Origin of the sequence: Buttiauxella noackiae, from assembly GCF_000737905.1 — a bacterium.
GTDB lineage: Bacteria > Pseudomonadota > Gammaproteobacteria > Enterobacterales > Enterobacteriaceae > Buttiauxella > Buttiauxella noackiae.
In genome coordinates this window covers 102,356-122,085 of sequence record NZ_JPRU01000006.1, presented here as the reverse complement: position 1 = coordinate 122,085, position 19,730 = coordinate 102,356, and the positions used below count along the sequence as shown (strand labels likewise).

Sequence of the window (19,730 nt, the reverse complement as noted above, 5' to 3'; positions counted from 1 at the left end):
AGGGTGAAAAAAAACTACAAAAAATGCTTTTTCAACCGAATAAAAAGGAGTAGAGTTATTTGCGTAGGGTACAGAGGTAAGATGTTCTATCTTTCAGACCTTTTACTTCACGTAATCGGATTTGGCTGAATATTTTAGCCGCCCCAGTCAGTAATGACTGGGGCGTTTTTTATTGCGCGCAAGTCAGGAAAATAAGGAAAAGCACGGGCGAACCCATGCATCTTTTTATTCGCCGGATGTTTCGTCGTCTTCTTCTACATCATCTTCTTCGGTTGCTGGTGGAATATCGTTATACCAACCATCAAGCTTATGACGCAGTACATCGACACCGATCTTTTTCAGTGACGAAAACGCTTCTACCTGAATATCGCCGCCAAAATCTACCACCGCTTCGCGAACCATCTTTAGCTGTGCTTTACGAGCACCAGATGCCAGCTTGTCAGCCTTGGTTAATAGCAGCATTACTGGAATGTTGCTCGCAACAGCCCAGTTAATCATTTGCTGATCAAGGTCTTTCAGTGGATGACGGATATCCATCAGGACGACTAATCCCTTCAGGCTATTACGTTTTTGCAGATACTCGCCAAGCGCGCGCTGCCATTTCAGTTTTACTTCTTCCGGTACTTCGGCGTAGCCATAACCCGGCAAATCCACCACACGTTTACCTTCAGCAACTTCAAACAGGTTGATGAGCTGAGTACGGCCAGGTGTTTTACTAGTACGAGCCAGTGCTTTCTGGTTGGTCAGCGTATTTAATGCGCTGGATTTCCCTGCGTTGGAGCGGCCTGCGAAAGCAACCTCAATACCGGTATCAGAAGGTAAATGGCGAATGTCCGGTGCGCTAAGCACGAAGTGGGTCAGTTGATAATTCCAGTTTGTCAAAACGGTTGTCTCCCTCAGGATGAGCATTGTGGGGGATTATACCTGAACATGGGGAAAACGCCGTGTTTCTCGGTAAGGCTTACAGGATTACAGAAATCCGCCCGAGGTTTGTAAGACATTGACCATTCATATTGACAGACAACGCAGTGTTGTAGGATGCAGACATAATTAAAAGTTTTTACATAACATATAGTTATGGTTGTATCGTTTGATTGCATCACTGACTTAACTCAAATACTAATCTTGTGGAATCAAGCGCTAAGAGTAAAGTAAGCGGCACAGGCAAAGGATAGCCACAAAGGATAGCAACTCAGGATGAGGGTTCAGGATCGCCAGGATGGCGAAGAACCAGGAAAATGCCAGGAGGCAACGTCAGGAGACGTTTAAAAGGGACAAGGAATTACACGGAAGTTGTTTGCAAGGGAAAGACAGGGCGTCGAGTGCAAACAGGGATTGTGTGACCTATGAAGGGTCCAAAGACAAGAAAAAGGCGACAGGTTAACCTGCCGCCTTTTTTCTTTGCTTGCTTTCTGCTAGATTCCGCCGCAATTCTATACTGAATAAAAATGGCTCAAGATAATTTATTATGAAGCAACAAAACTCAGCAGCACCTGGCTCTAAACCTTCAAAAACTCGTCGCAAAACACGTGAAGAGATCGATCGCGAAGCTCGTGACCGTAAACGCGATAAAAAACACAGTGGGCATGCAGCGGGTAGCCGCGCAACAGGCGGCACCCAGGCAAAAAGTGGAAGTGGCAGTACTCAGGCTAAAGATCCGCGTATTGGCAGTAAAAAACCAATCGCCCTGGGCGTAACTGAAGTCCAGGTCAAAAAACCTAAACAGCACAAACCTAAAGTCGAGAAACCTATGCTAACACCACAGGCTGAACTGGATTTGCTGGAGAACGATGAGCGCCTGGATGCGCTGCTGGAACGTCTTGAAGAAGGTGAAACACTCAACGCAGAAGAGCAGGCTTGGGTTAACGCTAAACTTGACCGCATTGATGCGCTGATGGCAGAACTCGGCATCGCTTATGAAGATGACGAAGATGAAGAAGAAAAAGAGAAAGGCGATGATTTGATGCGTCTACTCAAAGGTACTGACTAACGGTCTACCTCAATGGGATTACCTGTTCTTATCGTGGTTATTCCGCTGGTGTGTTATCTGCTGTGGTTATTCGTTAAACTACGGCGGTTGTCGCGATTGCAAAAATCGTTGCGCCGTCAACGAATGCGGCATCACCGGAGGAAGTGAGAATGTCTGAGCAGTTAATCGATTGGGATCTGGCCCTGATCCAGAAATATAATTATTCAGGGCCGCGTTATACCTCTTATCCCACCGCGCTGGAGTTCTCTGAAGGCTTCGGTGAGGCGGCATTTCTTGAAGCGGTTGCTCGTTATCCTGAGCGCCCGCTATCGTTGTATATCCATATCCCTTTCTGCCACAAGCTTTGCTACTTCTGTGGCTGTAATAAAATCGTCACTCGCCAGACGCATAAGGCCGATCAATACCTTGATGCGCTGGAACAAGAGATAGCCCACCGTGCGCCGCTCTTTAAAGGCCGTCACGTCAGTCAGTTGCATTGGGGCGGTGGTACTCCAACTTATCTTAGTAAAGCGCAGATAAGCCGTCTGATGGGGCTTCTACGGGGTAATTTCCATTTCGATGAAGATGCCGAGCTTTCCATTGAAATCGATCCGCGTGAAATTGAGCTCGATGTGCTCGACCATTTGCGTCAGGAAGGGTTTACTCGCCTGAGCATGGGCGTGCAGGACTTCAACAAAGAAGTGCAGCGCCTGGTTAACCGTGAACAAGATGAAGAGTTTATCTTCGCGCTGATTCAGCGTGCTCGTGAACTTGGTTTCACCTCGACGAATATCGACCTCATTTACGGCCTGCCAAAACAGACCCCGGAAAGCTTTGCCTTTACGCTCAAGCGTGTTGCAGAACTGAGCCCGCACCGTTTAAGTGTCTTTAACTACGCGCACTTACCGACACTGTTTGCGGCGCAGCGCAAAATTAAAGACGAAGACTTACCGAGCGCTCAGCAAAAACTCGATATTCTGCAAGAAACCATTAGCTCGCTGACCGTTGCCGGATACCAATTTATTGGCATGGACCATTTCGCACGGCCAGATGACGAACTGGCGATTGCACAGCGTGAAGGTAAGTTGCACCGTAATTTCCAGGGCTACACCACTCAGGGCGATACAGACTTACTGGGGATGGGGGTTTCTGCCATAAGCATGATTGGCGACTGTTATGCGCAGAACCAGAAAGAGCTTAAAACCTATTATCAACAGGTAGATAGCCTGGGTGACGCGTTGTGGCGTGGCCTGGCGCTAACCCGTGATGACTGCATTCGCCGTGATGTTATTAAGGCGTTGATTTGTAACTTCCAGCTCAACTTTGCGGAAATCGAGCAGCTTTGGGATCTGAATTTTGCCGAGTACTTCGCAGAAGATCTGAAATTGTTGGCGCCACTGGCGAAAGATGGGCTGGTGGATATCAATCAAAAACACATTCAGGTTACAGCAAAAGGTCGTTTACTAATTCGTAATATCTGCATGTGTTTTGATAGTTACTTGCGCCAGAAAGCACGACTGCAACAATTCTCCCGCGTTATCTGATTGGTGTCGGATGGCGCAGGCTTATCCGACCTACAGATGATTTTTTTAACGTTATAGGGTGGTAATCCAGCGTCGTTCACCAGTAAATACCGGATGGCGCTGGATTATCACTCCTGGCTTTTCTATTCCATTCCCAACTCTTTGAGCTTACGCGTCAGGGTATTTCGCCCCCAGCCAAGTAAACGAGCCGCTTCCTGCTTGTGGCCTTGCGTATGACGCAGCGCCGTTGTTAGCAGTGTGCGCTCCATTTCTGGCTGAGCTTCAGAGAGTAGATTCTGATGACCGGAACGTAATGCGCGGTCTGCCCATTGCGCCAGTAGTGTCGCCCAACTGTCGGATTGAGAATGCGCCGGGCTATCGGGAATGGTTGTCTCGAATAACTCGGCAGGCAAATCCTGAATCAATACTTCCTGGCCGGCAGCCATGACGGTTAACCAGCGGCAGGTGTTTTCCAGTTGGCGCACGTTTCCGGGCCAGGCCAGACGCGTTAAGGCGTTTTCTGTTTCAGGATGAAGCAACTTTGCTTCCACACCCAATTCTTTGGCCGCATCTTGCAAGAAGTGGCGAGCCAGGCGCGGAATATCTTCACGGCGTTCGCGTAGTGGTGGCAGATGAACACGAATCACGTTCAGGCGATGGAATAAATCCTCACGGAATTTCCCTTCCTGCACGCGTAACTCAAGGTTCTGGTGTGTCGCGGCAATAATTCGCACATCAACTTTCACCGGCGCATAGCCCCCAACGCGGTAAAACTGCCCATCAGCTAACACGCGCAGCAAACGAGTTTGCACATCCAGCGGCATATCACCTATTTCATCGAGGAACAGCGTGCCGCCGTCGGCCTGCTCAAAACGGCCCTGGCGAATTTGATTAGCGCCGGTAAACGCGCCTTTCTCATGGCCGAACAGTTCAGACTCAATCAAATCCTTTGGGATTGCGGCCATGTTCAGCGCAATAAAAGGGGATTTCACGCGCGGGCTATGGCGGTGTAGAGCGTGTGCTACCAACTCTTTACCGGTACCAGACTCACCGTTAATCAATACACTTATTGATGAACGGGAGAGGCGGCCAATAATGCGAAACACATCCTGCATCGCTGGCGCTTCGCCGATAATATCGGTGGTTGGCCCGTTAACCTGCACATTGCGCGGCTGCTGCTGTTCCTGATAGTGACTGATGGCGCGCTCAACGAGTGCGACTGCTTCATCAATATCAAAAGGTTTTGGCAGGTAATCAAATGCACCTTGTTGATAGGCACTTACGGCAGCTTCAAGATCTGAGTGAGCCGTCATTATGATGACCGGTAACATCGGGTGGCGCTGTTTAATCTGCTTAAGCAGCGCCAGGCCATCCATGCCGGGCATGCGGATATCAGATAACAATACGTCCGGGGTCTTGGTTGCAAGAGCGTTCAGAACTTCATTGCCGCTCTCAAATGTGGTGCAGCTTAAACCCGCCCCTGTCAGTGCGCGTTCCAGCACCCAACGGATGGAGCTATCGTCATCAACGATCCAAACTATCCCTCGTTGCATAAAGACCTCTACTTACGAATAGGTAGGTAAACCGAAAACTCGGTATGACCTGGCCAACTGTTAAATTCGATTTTTCCCGAATGCTGATCGATCAAGTTGCGTGCAATAGAAAGACCTAAACCTGTCCCTCCCTCACGTCCGCTCACCATTGGGTAGAATAGTGTGTCCTGCAGATGGGCCGGAATACCCGGACCGTTGTCTTCAATATCAATACGTGCAGCCAGGCGATAGCGAGTGCCGTGCAGAGTAAGCTGAAAAGCGGTACGCGTACGTAACACTATCTCGCCCCCCTCACTGCCCAGCGCCTGAAGCGCGTTCCGCACAATATTCAGTAAAATCTGTTCAATTTGATCCGGGTCGTGCGCCAGTTCCGGCAAGCTTGGGTCGTAATCTCTTATCAGAGTGACATTCGCTGGCAACTCCATTGACACCAGTTTCATCACCCGCTCGGTGACTTTATGAATACTTTCTGTGACGTGCATGCCTGGTTGTTGCGGGCCTAAAAGCCTGTCGACCAGATTACGTAAGCGGTCGGCTTGCTCAATAATCACCTTGGTGTATTCAGTGAGCGATGGGTCCGGTAAGGCTTTAGCCAGAAGCTGTGCTGCACCGCGTAACCCGCCGAGAGGGTTTTTAATCTCGTGAGCCAGCCCACGGACTAAATCACGAGCGGCAATCTGCTGCGCTTGCTGTAACTGCTCCTGACTTAAACGACGTTGGTTATCCATCGGCGCCATTTCCATCAGGATGAAACCTTCTGGTAAACGTTGTGCAGTCAGGGAAAGAATATGGGAGCGGCTATCAATAACCAGTGTGACTTCGTTATCGGTAAAGCCCTGGCCTGCGGTCAGGCTTTCCTGCATCAAGCCAACATTTAGCGAAAAGTAACTCAACAGTTCTGGTAGCGGTGTGCCGTACAGCTTGCGCGAACTTTGTGCTAAAAGTTGCTGTGCCGCCGGGTTGGCGTAATGAACCGCCAGCTCGTCATCGACCAGTAAAATACTGTTGATTAAAGAATTCAGGATCTGCCCAGCATCGGGCAGTGTGCCGGTTGCCATACAGCAGTCTCCGATAATTTGCACTGTGATGGTGCATTATAGTTTCCTGGCGGCAAAAAACGTTGCTGCAACAGGTTATTTGTGGATAAAAAAGCCCATCAAAGGATGGGCCAAAAGTTTCCACGGCAACTAAATCTCCGCGTCTTTCACGTTGCTGCTGCGTTAGCTTCGCTCATTCACCCGAATCACTTACTTGAGTAAGCTCATCGGGATTCATTCTCTTGCCGGCTTGCTGCAACGCGAAATTCGCTGAGTTTTTATAGCGATTAAACGCTGTAGTACAGCTCAAACTCAACTGGGTGCGGAGTCATACGCACACGGTCGTTTTCTTCCATACGCAGTGCGATGTAAGCATCGATAGCTTCATCAGTGAACACGCCACCCGCAGTCAGGAACTCGCGGTCTTCGTTCAGGCAGCTCAGTGCTTCTTCCAGAGAGCCAGCAACTTGTGGGATCTCTTTCGCTTCTTCTGGCGGCAAGTCGTACAGGTTTTTGTCCATTGCTTCGCCCGGATGGATTTTGTTCTTGATACCATCAAGACCAGCCATCAGCAGTGCTGCGAAGCACAGGTATGGGTTAGCCGCTGGGTCCGGGAAACGCACTTCGATACGACGTGCTTTCGGAGACGCAACTACTGGGATACGGATTGAAGCAGAACGGTTAGCTGCAGAGTAAGCCAGCATTACTGGAGCTTCGTAACCCGGGACCAGACGCTTGTAGGAGTTGGTTGTTGGGTTAGCAAGGGCGTTGATAGCTTTAGCGTGTTTGATAACGCCGCCGATGTAATACAGCGCTTGCTCAGACAGGCCCGCATATTTGTCACCAGCGAACAGGTTTACACCGTTCTTAGCCAGGGACATATGGCAGTGCATACCAGAACCGTTATCGCCAAACATTGGTTTAGGCATAAAGGTCGCTGTTTTGCCGTAAGCATGGGCAACGTTGTGAACGACATATTTGTAGATCTGAATTTCATCTGCTTTTTTAGTCATGGTGTTGAAGCGGGTAGCCACTTCGTTCTGACCAGCAGTTGCAACTTCATGGTGGTGAGCTTCAACAACCAGGCCCATTTGCTCCATAGTCAGACACATTGCAGAACGCAGGTCCTGAGAGGAGTCAACCGGAGGAACTGGGAAGTAACCGCCTTTAACTGCAGGACGGTGGCCTTTGTTGCCGCCTTCGTATTTGGTGCCGGTGTTCCATGCGCCTTCGATATCATCGATAGCAACGTGAGAACCGGAAATAGAGCTACCGAAACGAACGTCGTCGAACAGGAAGAACTCTGGCTCTGGCCCGAACAGAACGGTATCGGCGATGCCAGTAGAACGCAGGTAGTCTTCAGCACGCTTGGAAATGGAGCGCGGGTCGCGGTCATAACCCTGCATAGTGCCTGGCTCAAGAATGTCGCAACGAATGATCAGCGTAGAATCAGCGAAGAACGGGTCAATGACAGCAGTAGAAGCATCTGGCATCAGAACCATGTCTGACTCGTTGATGCCTTTCCAGCCACCAATTGAAGAGCCATCAAACATTTTGCCTTCTTCGAAGAAGTCAGCAGTAACCTGATGAGCAGGGATAGTGACGTGCTGTTCTTTACCTTTGGTGTCAGTGAAGCGCAGATCAACAAACTTCACTTCGTGTTCATTCAGCATCGTCAAAACGTGTTCAGCGGACATACTTAACTCTCCCGGATTTGGTCATTGAATTGGCTTGTTGCCCTGAAATGATTAAAGCGAAATCTGTGCCAACTTTTAAATTACCCCAAAAAGGCGCTATCATGCGCACTATAGTGCAAAAGGGCTGCACCACGATGGATAGTTTGCACCAATGTAGTGCTTAAGTCTGAGATTTGAGCACCATATTGGTGCAATTTTCGTTGTGGCTCCCTTTTTTGCTCCGTGAAAGCGATCACAAACCATTACTTTTTACATTGTTTGTAAAAGTTCTTTGTGATCCTGTTATGTCCTTCGATTAATACGTGTACAATAACGCGCTATTTCTAATGCCTGAGGCAAAGTTGTGATCGAAAATCTGCGTAATATCGCCATCATCGCGCACGTTGACCATGGTAAAACTACCCTGGTTGATAAGCTGCTGCAGCAATCTGGTACTTTCAGTAACGAGCGTGCTGAAGCCACTGAACGCGTGATGGACTCCAACGATTTGGAGAAAGAGCGTGGGATTACCATCCTCGCTAAAAACACCGCTATCAAATGGAATGACTACCGTATCAACATCGTTGATACCCCTGGGCACGCCGACTTCGGTGGTGAAGTTGAACGTGTAATGTCCATGGTAGACTCCGTTCTGCTGGTCGTTGACGCAATGGATGGCCCAATGCCGCAGACGCGCTTCGTAACCAAAAAGGCATTTGCCCATGGTTTGAAGCCGATTGTTGTTATCAACAAAGTTGACCGTCCTGGCGCGCGTCCTGACTGGGTTGTTGATCAGGTCTTCGACCTGTTCGTAAACCTCGACGCAACCGACGAGCAGCTCGATTTCCCAATCATCTATGCATCAGCATTGATGGGTATCGCAGGTAACGATCACAGCGATATGGCGGAAGACATGACCCCGCTGTACCAGGCGATCGTTGACCACGTTAAAGCACCAGACGTTGACTCTGATGGTCCGTTCCAGATGCAAATCTCCCAGCTTGATTACAACAACTATGTTGGCGTTATCGGCATCGGTCGCATCAAACGCGGTAAAGTGAAGCCTAACCAGCAAATCACTATCATCGACAGCGAAGGTAAAACTCGTAACGGTAAAGTCGGTAAAGTACTGACTCACCTCGGTCTGGAGCGTATTGAATCCACCGAAGCTGAAGCCGGCGACATCATCGCGATTACCGGTCTGGGCGAGCTGAACATCTCCGACACCCTTTGCGATACGCAAAATGTTGAAGCGCTGCCAGCACTGTCTGTTGATGAACCAACTGTTACCATGTTCTTCAACGTCAACACCTCTCCGTTCTGTGGCAAAGAAGGTAAATATGTTACCTCTCGTCAGATCCTTGACCGCCTGAACAAAGAGCTGGTGCATAACGTGGCACTGCGTGTTGAAGAAACCGAAGATGCGGATGCATTCCGTGTATCCGGTCGTGGCGAACTGCACCTGTCCGTGCTTATCGAAAACATGCGTCGTGAAGGCTTCGAACTGGCTGTGTCCCGTCCGAAAGTAATCAACCGTATGATCGATGGTCGTATGCAAGAGCCATTCGAAAACGTGACTCTGGATATCGAAGAACAGCACCAGGGTTCTGTAATGCAGGCGATGGGTGAGCGTAAGGGCGATGTCAAAGACATGATCCCTGACGGCAAAGGCCGTATCCGTCTGGATTACCTGATCCCAGCACGTGGCCTGATCGGCTTCCGTACTGAGTTCATGACCATGACTTCTGGTACTGGTCTGCTGTACTCCACATTCAGCCATTACGACGACGTGAAACCAGGCGAAATCGGCCAGCGTCAGAACGGCGTGCTGATCTCTAACGGCCAGGGTAAAGCGGTTGCGTTTGCTCTGTTCGGTCTGCAGGACCGCGGTAAGTTGTTCCTGGGTCACGGTGCAGAAGTTTACGAAGGCCAGATCATCGGTATTCACAGTCGTTCTAACGACCTGACTGTAAACTGCCTGACCGGTAAGAAACTGACCAACATGCGTGCGTCCGGTACTGATGAAGCAACGACTCTGGTTCCTGCATTGAAGATGTCTCTGGAGCAAGCTCTGGAATTCATCGATGATGACGAACTGGTAGAAGTGACTCCGACTTCCGTACGTATTCGTAAGCGTCACCTGACTGAAAACGACCGCAAACGTGCGGGTCGTGGTAGCAAAGAAGCGTAAGTTTCTTTCCTGCAAAGCATTGAAGCCCTGCCTGTTTAGGCGGGGCTTTTTTTTGCTTAATAACTCGCAGAACCCGGATCACTTTTTTATCAGCGATAGTCAAAGCTACCCTTTACCGCTACAGTTATTTGTCCATGCGCAAAGGAGAGGCTTATGTTGTATATCTTTGATTTAGGCAACGTCATTGTTGATATCGACTTCAACCGCGTGATGGGGGTTTGGAGTGATTACAGCCGCGTGCCACTGGCGAATTTGCAAAAAAGCTTTGTAATGGGCGAGGCGTTTCAACGCCACGAGCGGGGGCAAATTAGCGACGAAGAATTTGCTGCTGCGGTATGCGAAGAAATGGGAATGGCGTTGAGCTTTGATCAGTTTTCCGCCGGCTGGCAGGCTATCTTTGTTGCCTTACGCCCAGAAGTGATTGCCATCATGAACAAGCTGCGTGAGCAGGGACATCGTGTCGTTGTGCTCTCTAACACCAACCGTTTACACACTTATTTCTGGCCCGGTGAATATCCTGAAATTGCCCAGGCGGCAGATAAAATCTATCTGTCCCAGGAAATGGGGATGCGCAAGCCCGACGCTGAGATCTATCAAAAACTCCTCGAAACAGAAGGTTTTTCAGCGAGTGAGGCGGTCTTTTTTGACGACAACGCCGATAATATTAAGGGAGCCCAACAGTTGGGCATCACCAGCATTTTGGTGACTGGAAAAGATACGATACCTGGATATTTCGCCAAAAACCTATGATAAAAGACGTTCACCGCAAAACGAGCAAGCACCTCAGGCCATGTATCGCCTGGGGTAAATTGCTCTGGCATCGGATTGACCAGGATAATATGACCACGCTTGCAGGTAATCTTGCTTACGTGTCATTGCTCTCACTGGTGCCTTTGGTTGCGGTAGTGTTTGCGCTATTTGCAGCGTTTCCGATGTTTGCCGACGTTAGCATTCAACTCCGGCATTTTGTCTTCTCAAATTTTCTGCCCGCGACGGGCGATATCATCCAGCGCTATATCGAACAGTTTGTTGCTAACTCCAACAAGATGACTGCTGTAGGGGCCTGTGGTCTTATCGTTACCGCACTGCTGCTGATGTATGCCGTGGATAGCGCACTAAATACTATCTGGCGTAGTACGCGAACCAGGCCAAAAATTTACTCATTTGCTGTCTACTGGATGATTTTGACGCTAGGGCCGCTGCTGGCTGGTGCGAGCCTGGCGATAAGTTCGTATCTACTTTCACTGCGCTGGGTAACGGGCTTAAACAGCACGATTGATATTGTATTGCGTATCTTTCCATTGCTGCTTTCCTGGCTGTCATTCTGGATGTTGTACAGCATCGTTCCAACCACCCGAGTTCCGGTGCGAGATGCTCTGATTGGCTCGCTGGTAGCCGCTCTTTTGTTTGAGCTTGGGAAGAAAGGTTTTGCCCTCTACATCACTATGTTTCCTTCTTACCAATTGATTTACGGCGTGTTAGCTGTGATCCCCATTTTATTTGTCTGGGTTTATTGGACCTGGTGTATCGTGTTGCTCGGCGCCGAAATTACTGTCACTCTCGGGGATTACCGCAAACTCCGTGTCGAAGCACAGCAGGAAGAATTGGAAGAACCATGATTGCATTAATACAGCGTGTCACCCACGCTTGCGTCACCGTGGACGGTGTCGTTACGGGTGAAATTGGCCCGGGACTTTTAGTGTTATTGGGTGTCGAAAAAGAAGATAACGAACAGAAAGCGAATCGCCTTTGTGAACGGGTTTTGGGTTACCGCATTTTTGGCGATGAAAACGACAAAATGAATCTGAACGTGCAGCAGGCAGGTGGCAGCGTGCTGGTGGTGTCGCAGTTTACCCTCGCCGCTGATACCGAACGCGGTATGCGCCCAAGTTTTTCTTGTGGTGCGGCACCTCAGCTTGCTGAAGAGTTATATGAATACTTTGTTCAACGCTGTCGACAGCAGGGCATTGTTGCCGAAACAGGGCGCTTTGCTGCCGACATGAAAGTCAGCCTGACCAATGATGGCCCGGTGACGTTTTGGTTACAGGTCTGAATTCGCAGCCTTTACGGTCCCGCGTAACAAGAGAGAGTACATGTATGTATCACCTTCGCGTACCGCAAACCGAAGAAGAGCTTGAGCTCTATTACCAGTTTCGCTGGGAGATGCTACGTAAGCCGTTGCATCAACCCAAAGGCTCCGAACGCGATGCCTGGGATGCCTTAGCTCATCACCAAATGGTGGTGGATGAAGAGGGCAACCCGGTTGCAATTGGCCGTTTGTACATCAATGCTGATAACGAAGCAGCGATCCGTTTTATGGCCGTTCATCCTTCGGTGCAGGATAAAGGCTTGGGTACGCTGGTGGCGATGACCCTTGAATCTGTTGCGCGCCAGGAAGGGGTTAAACGTGTGGTATGTAGCGCACGTGAAGATGCCGTCGAGTTTTTTGCCAAGCTCGGTTTTGAGAACCAGGGTGAAATCACCACCCCTTCCACTACCCCTATTCGTCACTTTTTAATGATTAAACCGGTCGCCTCGCTCGATGATATTCTCCATCGCGCAGACTGGTGTGGGCAGTTACAACAGGCGTGGTACGAACACATTCCGCTTAGCGAGAAGATGGGCGTGCGCATCCTGCAATATACCGGGCAGAAATTCATCACGACGATGCCGGAAGCGGGCAATCAAAATCCTCACCAGACGTTATTCGCAGGCAGCCTGTTTTCACTGGCAACGCTCACCGGCTGGGGGCTGATTTGGTTGATGCTGCGTGAGCGTCACCTGGGCGGCACGATTATTCTTGCCGATGCGCATATTCGATATAGCAGCCCGATCACCGGAAGGCCGGGAGCGATTGCGGACTTAGGCTCGTTGAGCGGTGATCTGGACCGTCTGGCGCGTGGCCGTAAAGCTCGTGTTGCACTGCAAGTTGAGCTCTACGGTGATGATAAGCAAGGCGCTGTTTTTGAAGGTGTGTATCTGGTGTTGCCAGCTAAACCTTTTGGGCCGCTTGAAGAAGGCGGCAATGAAGAAGAATAGTTGAAGTAACAGCCCGGCGCTTATGCGCCGGGTACTTCCCCATTCTGCATGGTTTGCTGTACTTGTTTTCCGTCGGCGCTTGTCGCCTGTAATGTTCCATTCACCGTGGGTTTCAGTGGTGTTTGAGCTGCAAGGTTACCGGTCACTGAAAGCTGCAAATTGCCGTTGCCTTCCAGCGGCAAGGCAGGCCATCCCCATTGTTGCAACATGTTGACTGGTATCGAGCGCCCGCGCAGATTCATTGCTGCATTGCGTTGCGGAGCTTGTGAGATAGCGCCAGTTGCTTCCAGCATCCCTTCACCCGCAAAAGCACTCAGTTCGGTAATAGATATCTGGCTGTCGGTAGCATTCAATGAAATGGATGGGCGGCGAACATCCACACGGTTAAACGTGGCGGCCGCGGCGTTCAGCGTGGCGTTACCACTCCATATTCCCCACTGGCTATTGCGCACCACTTCGAGATTGTTCGCCGTGCCATCTAAGGCGGTGAGCTGGAACGGGAAGGCGGGATCAATATCGATGATCAAATTACGGTTTGCCGAAAGCTTTTTAATCGTGACTGAATTCAGCCATTCCGGTAAAGGCTCTATCCAACGGGTTTTCCAGTCAGCAGGCAGTGTGTATTCAAGTCCGGCAAAAACCAACTCATCAAGTGCCAGTTTTTTTTCATTGCGCAGCCATACGCCAGAGGTGCGAACCATGCCTCTTTCCCAGCGGGAAGTGAACTGACGTATCACTGCGGTTTGCGGGTTAAAATCGATATTTACGATCGGGTCATTTAGCTGCAGCGCACCAATAATAAAATCACTGGCATTCATCGATAAACGCCCGTCATCGCTTTGCCAGCCACCTTTTGCCAGCGTCAGGTTGCGCAAACTTAGATCTAAATCGGTTATCGCCCAATCTTTGCCTTCCATACGCGCATCTGTCACCTCGAGGCTATCGATTTTCAATGAAGGGACAGAGCCAAGAGGGGCCAGGAAATCGGTAATGGATTTATTAGTTTGTAGGCGGATATCGTTGAGCCGTAAGCTGCCAATCTGCCATGAGCCATCGGCAAGACGGTTGGCATTACCGGTGAGTGAGCCACGCGCAATGTCTGCACCGATAGTTGAGAGCGTCACCTGTTCGTTATTAATCGCACCTTGCAACAAGACGTTGGTAGCTGGCACTCCGTTAAGTGTCATGGAACCGGCGCTAAATTGAATATCAGCAGTATTACCCAGCACCTTACCTTGCTGTGGCTGCCAGGGTTTTACGCCCCCGTTGACGCGTTGAGCGTGCAGGTCCCACCCAGTATTTGGGCTATTGATTGCCATATCGCTCAATTGCAGCATATCGGACTGGAAGGGTAGCGGGGCAGCATTGGGGCTGATATTTAGCGTTCCGTTTTGCAGCACAATCGCATCGACGTGCAAAGGCTGCGAAAACTGACGTGAGCTCAGACCAATATCGATATTTTGCGCCACCAGTGTTGCTGGCTGGCCTTTGCGGCCGAAAGTGACGTTTTTCAGCGTGACATGAGTGGGCGATGCCCACTGGTGGTCGATCACTTCAAAAGAGAAATTGTAATCACTCTTTTCGTTGACCCAACTACTGATCTGGGATGCTCCCCAACGAGTTTGAAGTAATAAATAAGCGGCTATGAGTGCCACTATTATGACAACCAATAAAGCTATGATCAGCTTTCCTAGAAATTTCATTGTCTTCCATCCCATGAAGTTTCGGTAAGGGTGTTATGCCCCATTTACCGTTATAGCTCAAGGATGGGATTGTCAGGAGGGGTAACACGCGCTGGCGCGAACAAATCACCAGCGCGTGAAGTACATCAATTTTTCTCAGGCGGGAAAATCAGGTTTAACACGATGGCGGTGATACCACCGGCAGCAATGCCAGATGAGAGCAAGGTTTTAAGCCAGTCAGGAGCGAACTGGAGAATCAGCGGCTGTTGAGAAACACCCATACCGACCGCCAGTGACAGCGCAATAATCATAATCGCACGACGATTCAGCGGCTCGCGGGAGACAATACGCACACCGGATGCAGCGATTGTGCCGAACATCACAATAGTTGCGCCACCTAAAACTGGCTCAGGAATGTGTTGTACAAACCCACTGACTGCCGGGAACAGACCCAACACAATCAGCATCAGTGCGACGACAAATCCAACATAACGGCTGGCAACACCCGTAAGCTGAATAACGCCATTGTTCTGGCCAAAGCAAGAGTTAGGGAAGGTGTTGAATACGGCTGAAACACAAGAGTTCAGGCCATTAGCCAACACGCCACCTTTCAGGCGCTTCATATAGAGTGGTCCGGAAACTGGCTGCTCGGACACGTCGGAAGTTGCTGTGATATCACCGATGGTCTCCAGTGAGGTCACCATAAACACCAGCATCAGTGGGATAAGCAGATTCCAGTCGATACCCAACCCGTAGTAAAGCGGCGTTGGTACCATAATTAAATCTGTATTGGTTGATGGTGCAACATCTGGCAGCATGCCCATCGCCCAGGCAAGTGCATAACCCACAGCCATTGCGATAACCAGAGAAGCTACACGCAAGTAGGCGTTACGTTGGCGGTTTAGCAAAATGATGACTAACAGCACCGCACCGGCCAGTAGCAGATTTTTTGGTGCACCAAATGTATGGTCACTCATTGCACCATAGCCACCACCAATAGATGTCAGGCCAACCTGAATTAAGGAAAGACCAATAATCATCACAACTACGCCGGAAACCAGCGGCGTGATAATGCGGCGAGCAAGGTGCAGGAAGCGCGATATCAGCATCTCGGTGCAACTTGCGAGCATTAACGTGCCAAAAAGTGCAGCCATCATTGTCGGAACATCAGCCCCACCATTCTTCAATGCCATACCACCCATAATCAGCGGTGCCACAAAGTTAAAACTGGTGCCTTGAATAGACAGAAGCCCAGAGCCTACCGGGCCCCAGGCTTTAATCTGGATAATTGATGCCACACCTGATGCAAACAGGGACATACTGATAATGTGTTGGGTATCTTCAGCTGGAAGTCCCAGAGCCTGGCAAATCAACATCGCAGGCGTGATTACCGCAACAAACATTGCTAATAAATGCTGACCAGCAGCGAATAGAGTTTGTGGGAGAGGCGGGCGGTCCTCGAGGCGGTAAATCAATTCACTGGAACGAGCGTGGGCAATCGGTTGCGCATCTTCAGACTCAACAGCATTAACAGACATTAGAAATTATCCCCTGCCGAAAAAACGGTGATTTTAGCGGACTGAAGGCTAAAAGCAAACGTTTGCCAAGGGTGTTTCCTAAGATAAAAAGTGTATATGCCGAGCTTTTTATATAACTTTCGACTGTTTTTTGGTTAAAATCCAGCTGCTGACTTTTCTAGAACCTGAAATTCCAGTGAAGGATAAATTAAAAGCGTCTGTGAGAAATATGCGCAAACAGGAGCACTTCTATGTTTTATCTCGACACCCTTTCTACCCTTGTTGCTGCGACTCTCGTGTTGTTACTGGGCCGAAAAATGGTCCACACCATACCGCTATTAAAAAAATACACTATCCCTGAACCGGTAGCGGGTGGGCTATTAATCGCCCTTGCCTTGCTGGTACTCAAAAAGAGCGTCGGCTGGGAATTTGAATTTGATATGAGCCTCAAAGACCCTTTGATGCTCGCCTTCTTTGCCACCATCGGCCTTAACGCCAACCTTTCCAGCCTGCGTGCGGGCGGCAAAGTTGTCGGTATTTTCCTGATTGTGGTTGTTGGTTTGCTGGTCATGCAAAACGCCATTGGTATTGGTATGGCGAGTCTGTTAGGCCTTGATCCATTAATGGGTTTACTGGCGGGGTCTATTACGTTATCTGGTGGGCATGGTACAGGGGCCGCCTGGAGTAAATTGTTTACCGAGCGTTATGGTTTCCAGAATGCCACTGAAGTGGCGATGGCTTGCGCAACATTTGGCCTGGTGCTGGGTGGTTTAATTGGCGGGCCGGTGGCGCGTTATCTGGTCAAACACTCGTCCACACCGAACGGCACACCTGAAGATAGCATTGACCCAACCGCTTTCGAAAAACCTGCGGTAGGGCGCATGATTACCTCTATGGTAATGATTGAAACCATCGCGATGATTGCCATCTGCCTGACAGCAGGTAAATTTGTGGCGCATTTTATTCAGGGCACTAGCTTTGAATTACCGACTTTCGTTTGTGTGCTTTTTGTCGGGGTTATTCTTAGTAATTCGCTCTCGTTGCTGGGCTTTTATCGCGTCTTTGAGCGTGCGGTTTCGGTGTTGGGCAACGTGAGCTTATCGTTGTTCCTGGCCATGGCACTGATGAGCCTGAAACTGTGGGAATTGGCATCTCTGGCGTTGCCTATGCTTGCGATTCTGACGGTGCAAACCATCTTTATGGCACTGTATGCGATCTTTGTAACTTATCGCTTGATGGGGAAAAACTATGATGCGGCAGTGCTTGCTGCGGGGCATTGTGGTTTTGGACTGGGTGCTACGCCTACGGCAATCGCTAATATGCAGGCAATCACCGAGCGTTTTGGCCCATCGCACATGGCGTTCCTGGTTGTTCCAATGGTCGGTGCGTTCTTTATTGATATCGTTAACGCGCTGGTGATCAAAATGTATCTGATGCTGCCAATCTTCGGCTAAGTCATCAGGCGTTTGAATAACGTTCCGTTTCAGGCATCCAGCGTTCAATGAGCGCGGTTGCCTGTTCCGGATAGCGTTCATGGATATGGCGTGCAAGGCGCTGTACTTCCGGGATCATCGCCTGGTCGCGTAGCAAATCAGCCACTTTAAACTCGGCATTGCCCGTCTGGCGTGTGCCGAGTAATTCCCCCGGACCACGAATTTCTAAATCTTTCTGAGCAATCACGAAGCCATCATTGCTATCGCGCAGTACCTGTAAACGCAGCTGTGCGGTTTTCGACAGTGGCGACTTGTAAAGCAACACACAGTGAGATGCAACCGCACCACGACCCACACGCCCACGTAGCTGGTGGAGCTGCGCAAGCCCCAGACGCTCAGGGTTTTCGATAATCATCAGGCTGGCATTCGGTACATCAACACCAACCTCTATGACAGTTGTCGCAACCAGCAGATGAATTGAGCCTTCTTTGAAAGCCTGCATCACCGCCTGCTTCTCCTGCGGCTTCATACGGCCATGAACCAGGCCGACGTTCAGATTCGGCAGGGCGATTTTTAGCTCATCCCACGTGACTTCCGCGGCCTGGGCTTCGAGTAGCTCTGATTCTTCAATTAACGTACAAACCCAGTACGCCTGGCGTCCTTCATCACTGCAAGCTCCGCGCACCCGATCGATAATATCGTTGCGGCGTGAGTCTGGAATCGCGACGGTTGTTACCGGTGTACGGCCCGGTGGGAGTTCATCGATCGTAGATGTGTCTAAATCGGCATAAGCCGTCATCGCCAGCGTGCGCGGAATAGGTGTAGCAGTCATGATTAGCTGATGTGGGTGAAAGCCCTGAATCTGGCCCTTTTCCCACAATGCCAGGCGTTGATGAACACCAAAGCGGTGTTGCTCATCAATGATAACCAGTGCAAGTTGTGAAAACTGCACCTGTTCCTGGAAGATCGCGTGCGTTCCCACCACCATTGATACCTGACCGCTGGCGATCGCATCCTGTTGAGCAATTCGCGCTTTGCCTTTTTGCTTACCTGCAAGCCAGCCAACCTCAATACCCAATGGTGCAAACCATTGGCGGAAGTTATTAGCGTGCTGTTCTGCGAGTAATTCCGTTGGGGCCATCAGACCCACCTGCTTGCCGTGTGCGATTGCCCGTAATGCTGCAAGTGCCGCAACCAGCGTTTTACCCGAGCCCACATCACCTTGCACAAGGCGCATCATCGGCACATCCAGCGCCATATCGTGTTCGATTTCCGCCACGACACGCTCTTGTGCACCGGTCGGCTTAAACGGAAGGGCAGCCAACAGGCGGTTTTTTAATTCGTCATGATTATGCAAAGGCAGCGCGTGATAACGCTGCGCACCTGCGCGTAGCGCAAGCATGCTCAGATTATGTGCCAACAACTCTTCAAGAATTAAGCGCTGTTGAGCAGGGTGTTTTCCCGTCTCCAGATCGGCTAACTGCATGGTTGGTGGCGGGCGATGTAGTGTGCGCAATGCTTCTGGCAGGCTCATCATTCCCTTGCTCAAATCAGCCGGGAGCAATTCAGAAATGGCGCAGGTATCGAGCAATTCAAGGGCCTGATCGGTCAGCTTGCGCAATGTAGCCTGGCGGATACCTTCCGTTGTGGGGTAAACCGGCGTCAGCGTTTCTTGTAGTTCTGGTGTGCTGAGATCGCCCTGAATACGGTATTCCGGGTGAATCATTTCCGCGCCGTGCGTCCCGCGTTTTGCTTCGCCATAGGCAAGCACGCGTTTGCCGGTTGCGAGACTGTTTTTCATTGCCGCGTTGAAGTTGAAAAACCGCATCGTCAGGATGCCTGTACCATCAGTAATCTGGCAGGTCATCATACGGCGGCGGCCAAAACTGATATTACAGTTCAGCACTTCGCCTTCTACCGTGGCGTATACGCCGGGTATCAGGTCGTTAATAGGGTAGAGATGGGTACGGTCTTCATAGCGAAGCGGCAGGTGAAGCAGAAGATCCTGAATGGTATACAGGCCAATTTTGGCCAGTTTGCCGCTCTGGCTGGCACCCACTCCGGCAAGCGTGCTTAACGGTATGGCATCCAGCAAACGGCCTTTCATTCG

Annotated in this window: 16 protein-coding genes; 9 read left to right on the top strand and 7 right to left on the bottom strand. The window is 50.2% G+C overall.

The window, feature by feature from the left end; translation table 11 throughout:
• Positions 1–81: 81 nt before the first annotated feature.
• The gene (spfP, locus tag IX31_RS23860) at positions 82–129 is read left to right on the top strand and encodes a small protein SpfP (RefSeq protein ID WP_071892919.1); all 48 of its coding nucleotides are present in this window, start codon (positions 82–84) and stop codon (positions 127–129) included.
• Positions 130–225: 96 nt separating this feature from the next.
• On the opposite strand, the gene yihA is transcribed toward spfP, so the two are convergent.
• Positions 226–882, bottom strand: coding sequence for a ribosome biogenesis GTP-binding protein YihA/YsxC (gene yihA, locus IX31_RS20535; RefSeq protein WP_034461502.1), 657 nt, complete (start codon positions 880–882; stop codon positions 226–228).
• 586 nt (positions 883–1,468) lie between these two features.
• Here yihA and yihI point away from each other — a divergent pair.
• Both yihI and hemN read left to right on the top strand, forming a co-directional pair.
• On the top strand, positions 1,469–1,990 hold the full coding sequence (gene yihI, locus IX31_RS20530; protein WP_034461492.1) for a Der GTPase-activating protein YihI: 522 nt from the start codon (positions 1,469–1,471) through the stop codon (positions 1,988–1,990).
• Between the two features lie 149 nt (positions 1,991–2,139).
• Entirely contained in the window at positions 2,140–3,513 is a 1,374-nt protein-coding gene (gene hemN / locus IX31_RS20525) for an oxygen-independent coproporphyrinogen III oxidase (protein ID WP_034461491.1), read from the top strand.
• A 122-nt stretch (positions 3,514–3,635) separates the two neighbouring features.
• On the opposite strand, the gene glnG is transcribed toward hemN, so the two are convergent.
• The 3 genes from glnG to glnA form a co-directional block, all read right to left on the bottom strand.
• On the bottom strand, positions 3,636–5,045 hold the full coding sequence (glnG, locus tag IX31_RS20520) for a nitrogen regulation protein NR(I) (protein WP_034461490.1): 1,410 nt from the start codon (positions 5,043–5,045) through the stop codon (positions 3,636–3,638).
• An 8-nt stretch (positions 5,046–5,053) separates the two neighbouring features.
• Positions 5,054–6,103 (bottom strand): nitrogen regulation protein NR(II), encoded by a 1,050-nt coding sequence (gene glnL, locus IX31_RS20515; protein WP_034461489.1) that lies wholly within the window; start codon positions 6,101–6,103, stop codon positions 5,054–5,056.
• Positions 6,104–6,369: 266 nt separating this feature from the next.
• Positions 6,370–7,779, bottom strand: coding sequence for a glutamate--ammonia ligase (glnA, locus tag IX31_RS20510; RefSeq protein ID WP_034461488.1), 1,410 nt, complete (start codon positions 7,777–7,779; stop codon positions 6,370–6,372).
• Positions 7,780–8,122: 343 nt separating this feature from the next.
• On the opposite strand from glnA, the gene typA reads away from it, so the two are divergent.
• The 5 genes from typA to fabY all read left to right on the top strand — a co-directional run bounded on the left by typA (position 8,123) and on the right by fabY (position 12,988).
• Positions 8,123–9,949 carry a ribosome-dependent GTPase TypA gene (gene typA, locus IX31_RS20505; protein WP_034461487.1) on the top strand — a complete coding sequence of 609 codons (1,827 nt, stop codon included), beginning with the start codon at positions 8,123–8,125 and terminating at the stop codon, positions 9,947–9,949.
• A 153-nt stretch (positions 9,950–10,102) separates the two neighbouring features.
• Positions 10,103–10,699 (top strand): glucose-1-phosphatase, encoded by a 597-nt coding sequence (gene yihX, locus IX31_RS20500; RefSeq protein ID WP_034461486.1) that lies wholly within the window; start codon positions 10,103–10,105, stop codon positions 10,697–10,699.
• Positions 10,696–11,568 (top strand): virulence factor BrkB family protein, encoded by an 873-nt coding sequence (locus tag IX31_RS20495; RefSeq protein ID WP_034461485.1) that lies wholly within the window; start codon positions 10,696–10,698, stop codon positions 11,566–11,568. Before yihX ends, IX31_RS20495 begins: the two co-directional genes overlap by 4 nt.
• On the top strand, positions 11,565–12,002 hold the full coding sequence (gene dtd, locus IX31_RS20490; protein WP_034461484.1) for a D-aminoacyl-tRNA deacylase: 438 nt from the start codon (positions 11,565–11,567) through the stop codon (positions 12,000–12,002). The genes IX31_RS20495 and dtd overlap by 4 nt, the downstream gene beginning before the upstream one ends.
• 44 nt (positions 12,003–12,046) lie before the next feature.
• Positions 12,047–12,988 carry a fatty acid biosynthesis protein FabY gene (gene fabY, locus IX31_RS20485; RefSeq protein ID WP_034461483.1) on the top strand — a complete coding sequence of 314 codons (942 nt, stop codon included), beginning with the start codon at positions 12,047–12,049 and terminating at the stop codon, positions 12,986–12,988.
• 20 nt (positions 12,989–13,008) lie between these two features.
• Here the strand turns inward: fabY and IX31_RS20480 are convergent, their stop codons facing one another.
• Together IX31_RS20480 and IX31_RS20475 are read right to left on the bottom strand one after the other, a co-directional pair.
• Positions 13,009–14,691 (bottom strand): AsmA family protein, encoded by a 1,683-nt coding sequence (locus IX31_RS20480; RefSeq protein ID WP_034461482.1) that lies wholly within the window; start codon positions 14,689–14,691, stop codon positions 13,009–13,011.
• Positions 14,692–14,816: 125 nt separating this feature from the next.
• Positions 14,817–16,208 (bottom strand): nucleobase:cation symporter-2 family protein, encoded by a 1,392-nt coding sequence (locus IX31_RS20475; RefSeq protein ID WP_034461481.1) that lies wholly within the window; start codon positions 16,206–16,208, stop codon positions 14,817–14,819.
• A 230-nt stretch (positions 16,209–16,438) separates the two neighbouring features.
• Between IX31_RS20475 and gltS the strand changes: the two genes are divergently transcribed.
• Positions 16,439–17,641, top strand: coding sequence for a sodium/glutamate symporter (gene gltS, locus IX31_RS20470; protein WP_034461480.1), 1,203 nt, complete (start codon positions 16,439–16,441; stop codon positions 17,639–17,641).
• A gap of 4 nt (positions 17,642–17,645) precedes the next feature.
• Here the strand turns inward: gltS and recG are convergent, their stop codons facing one another.
• Complete coding sequence (gene recG, locus IX31_RS20465) at positions 17,646–19,727, bottom strand: ATP-dependent DNA helicase RecG (protein ID WP_034461479.1); 2,082 nt, start codon at positions 19,725–19,727, stop codon at positions 17,646–17,648.
• Positions 19,728–19,730 lie beyond the last annotated feature (3 nt).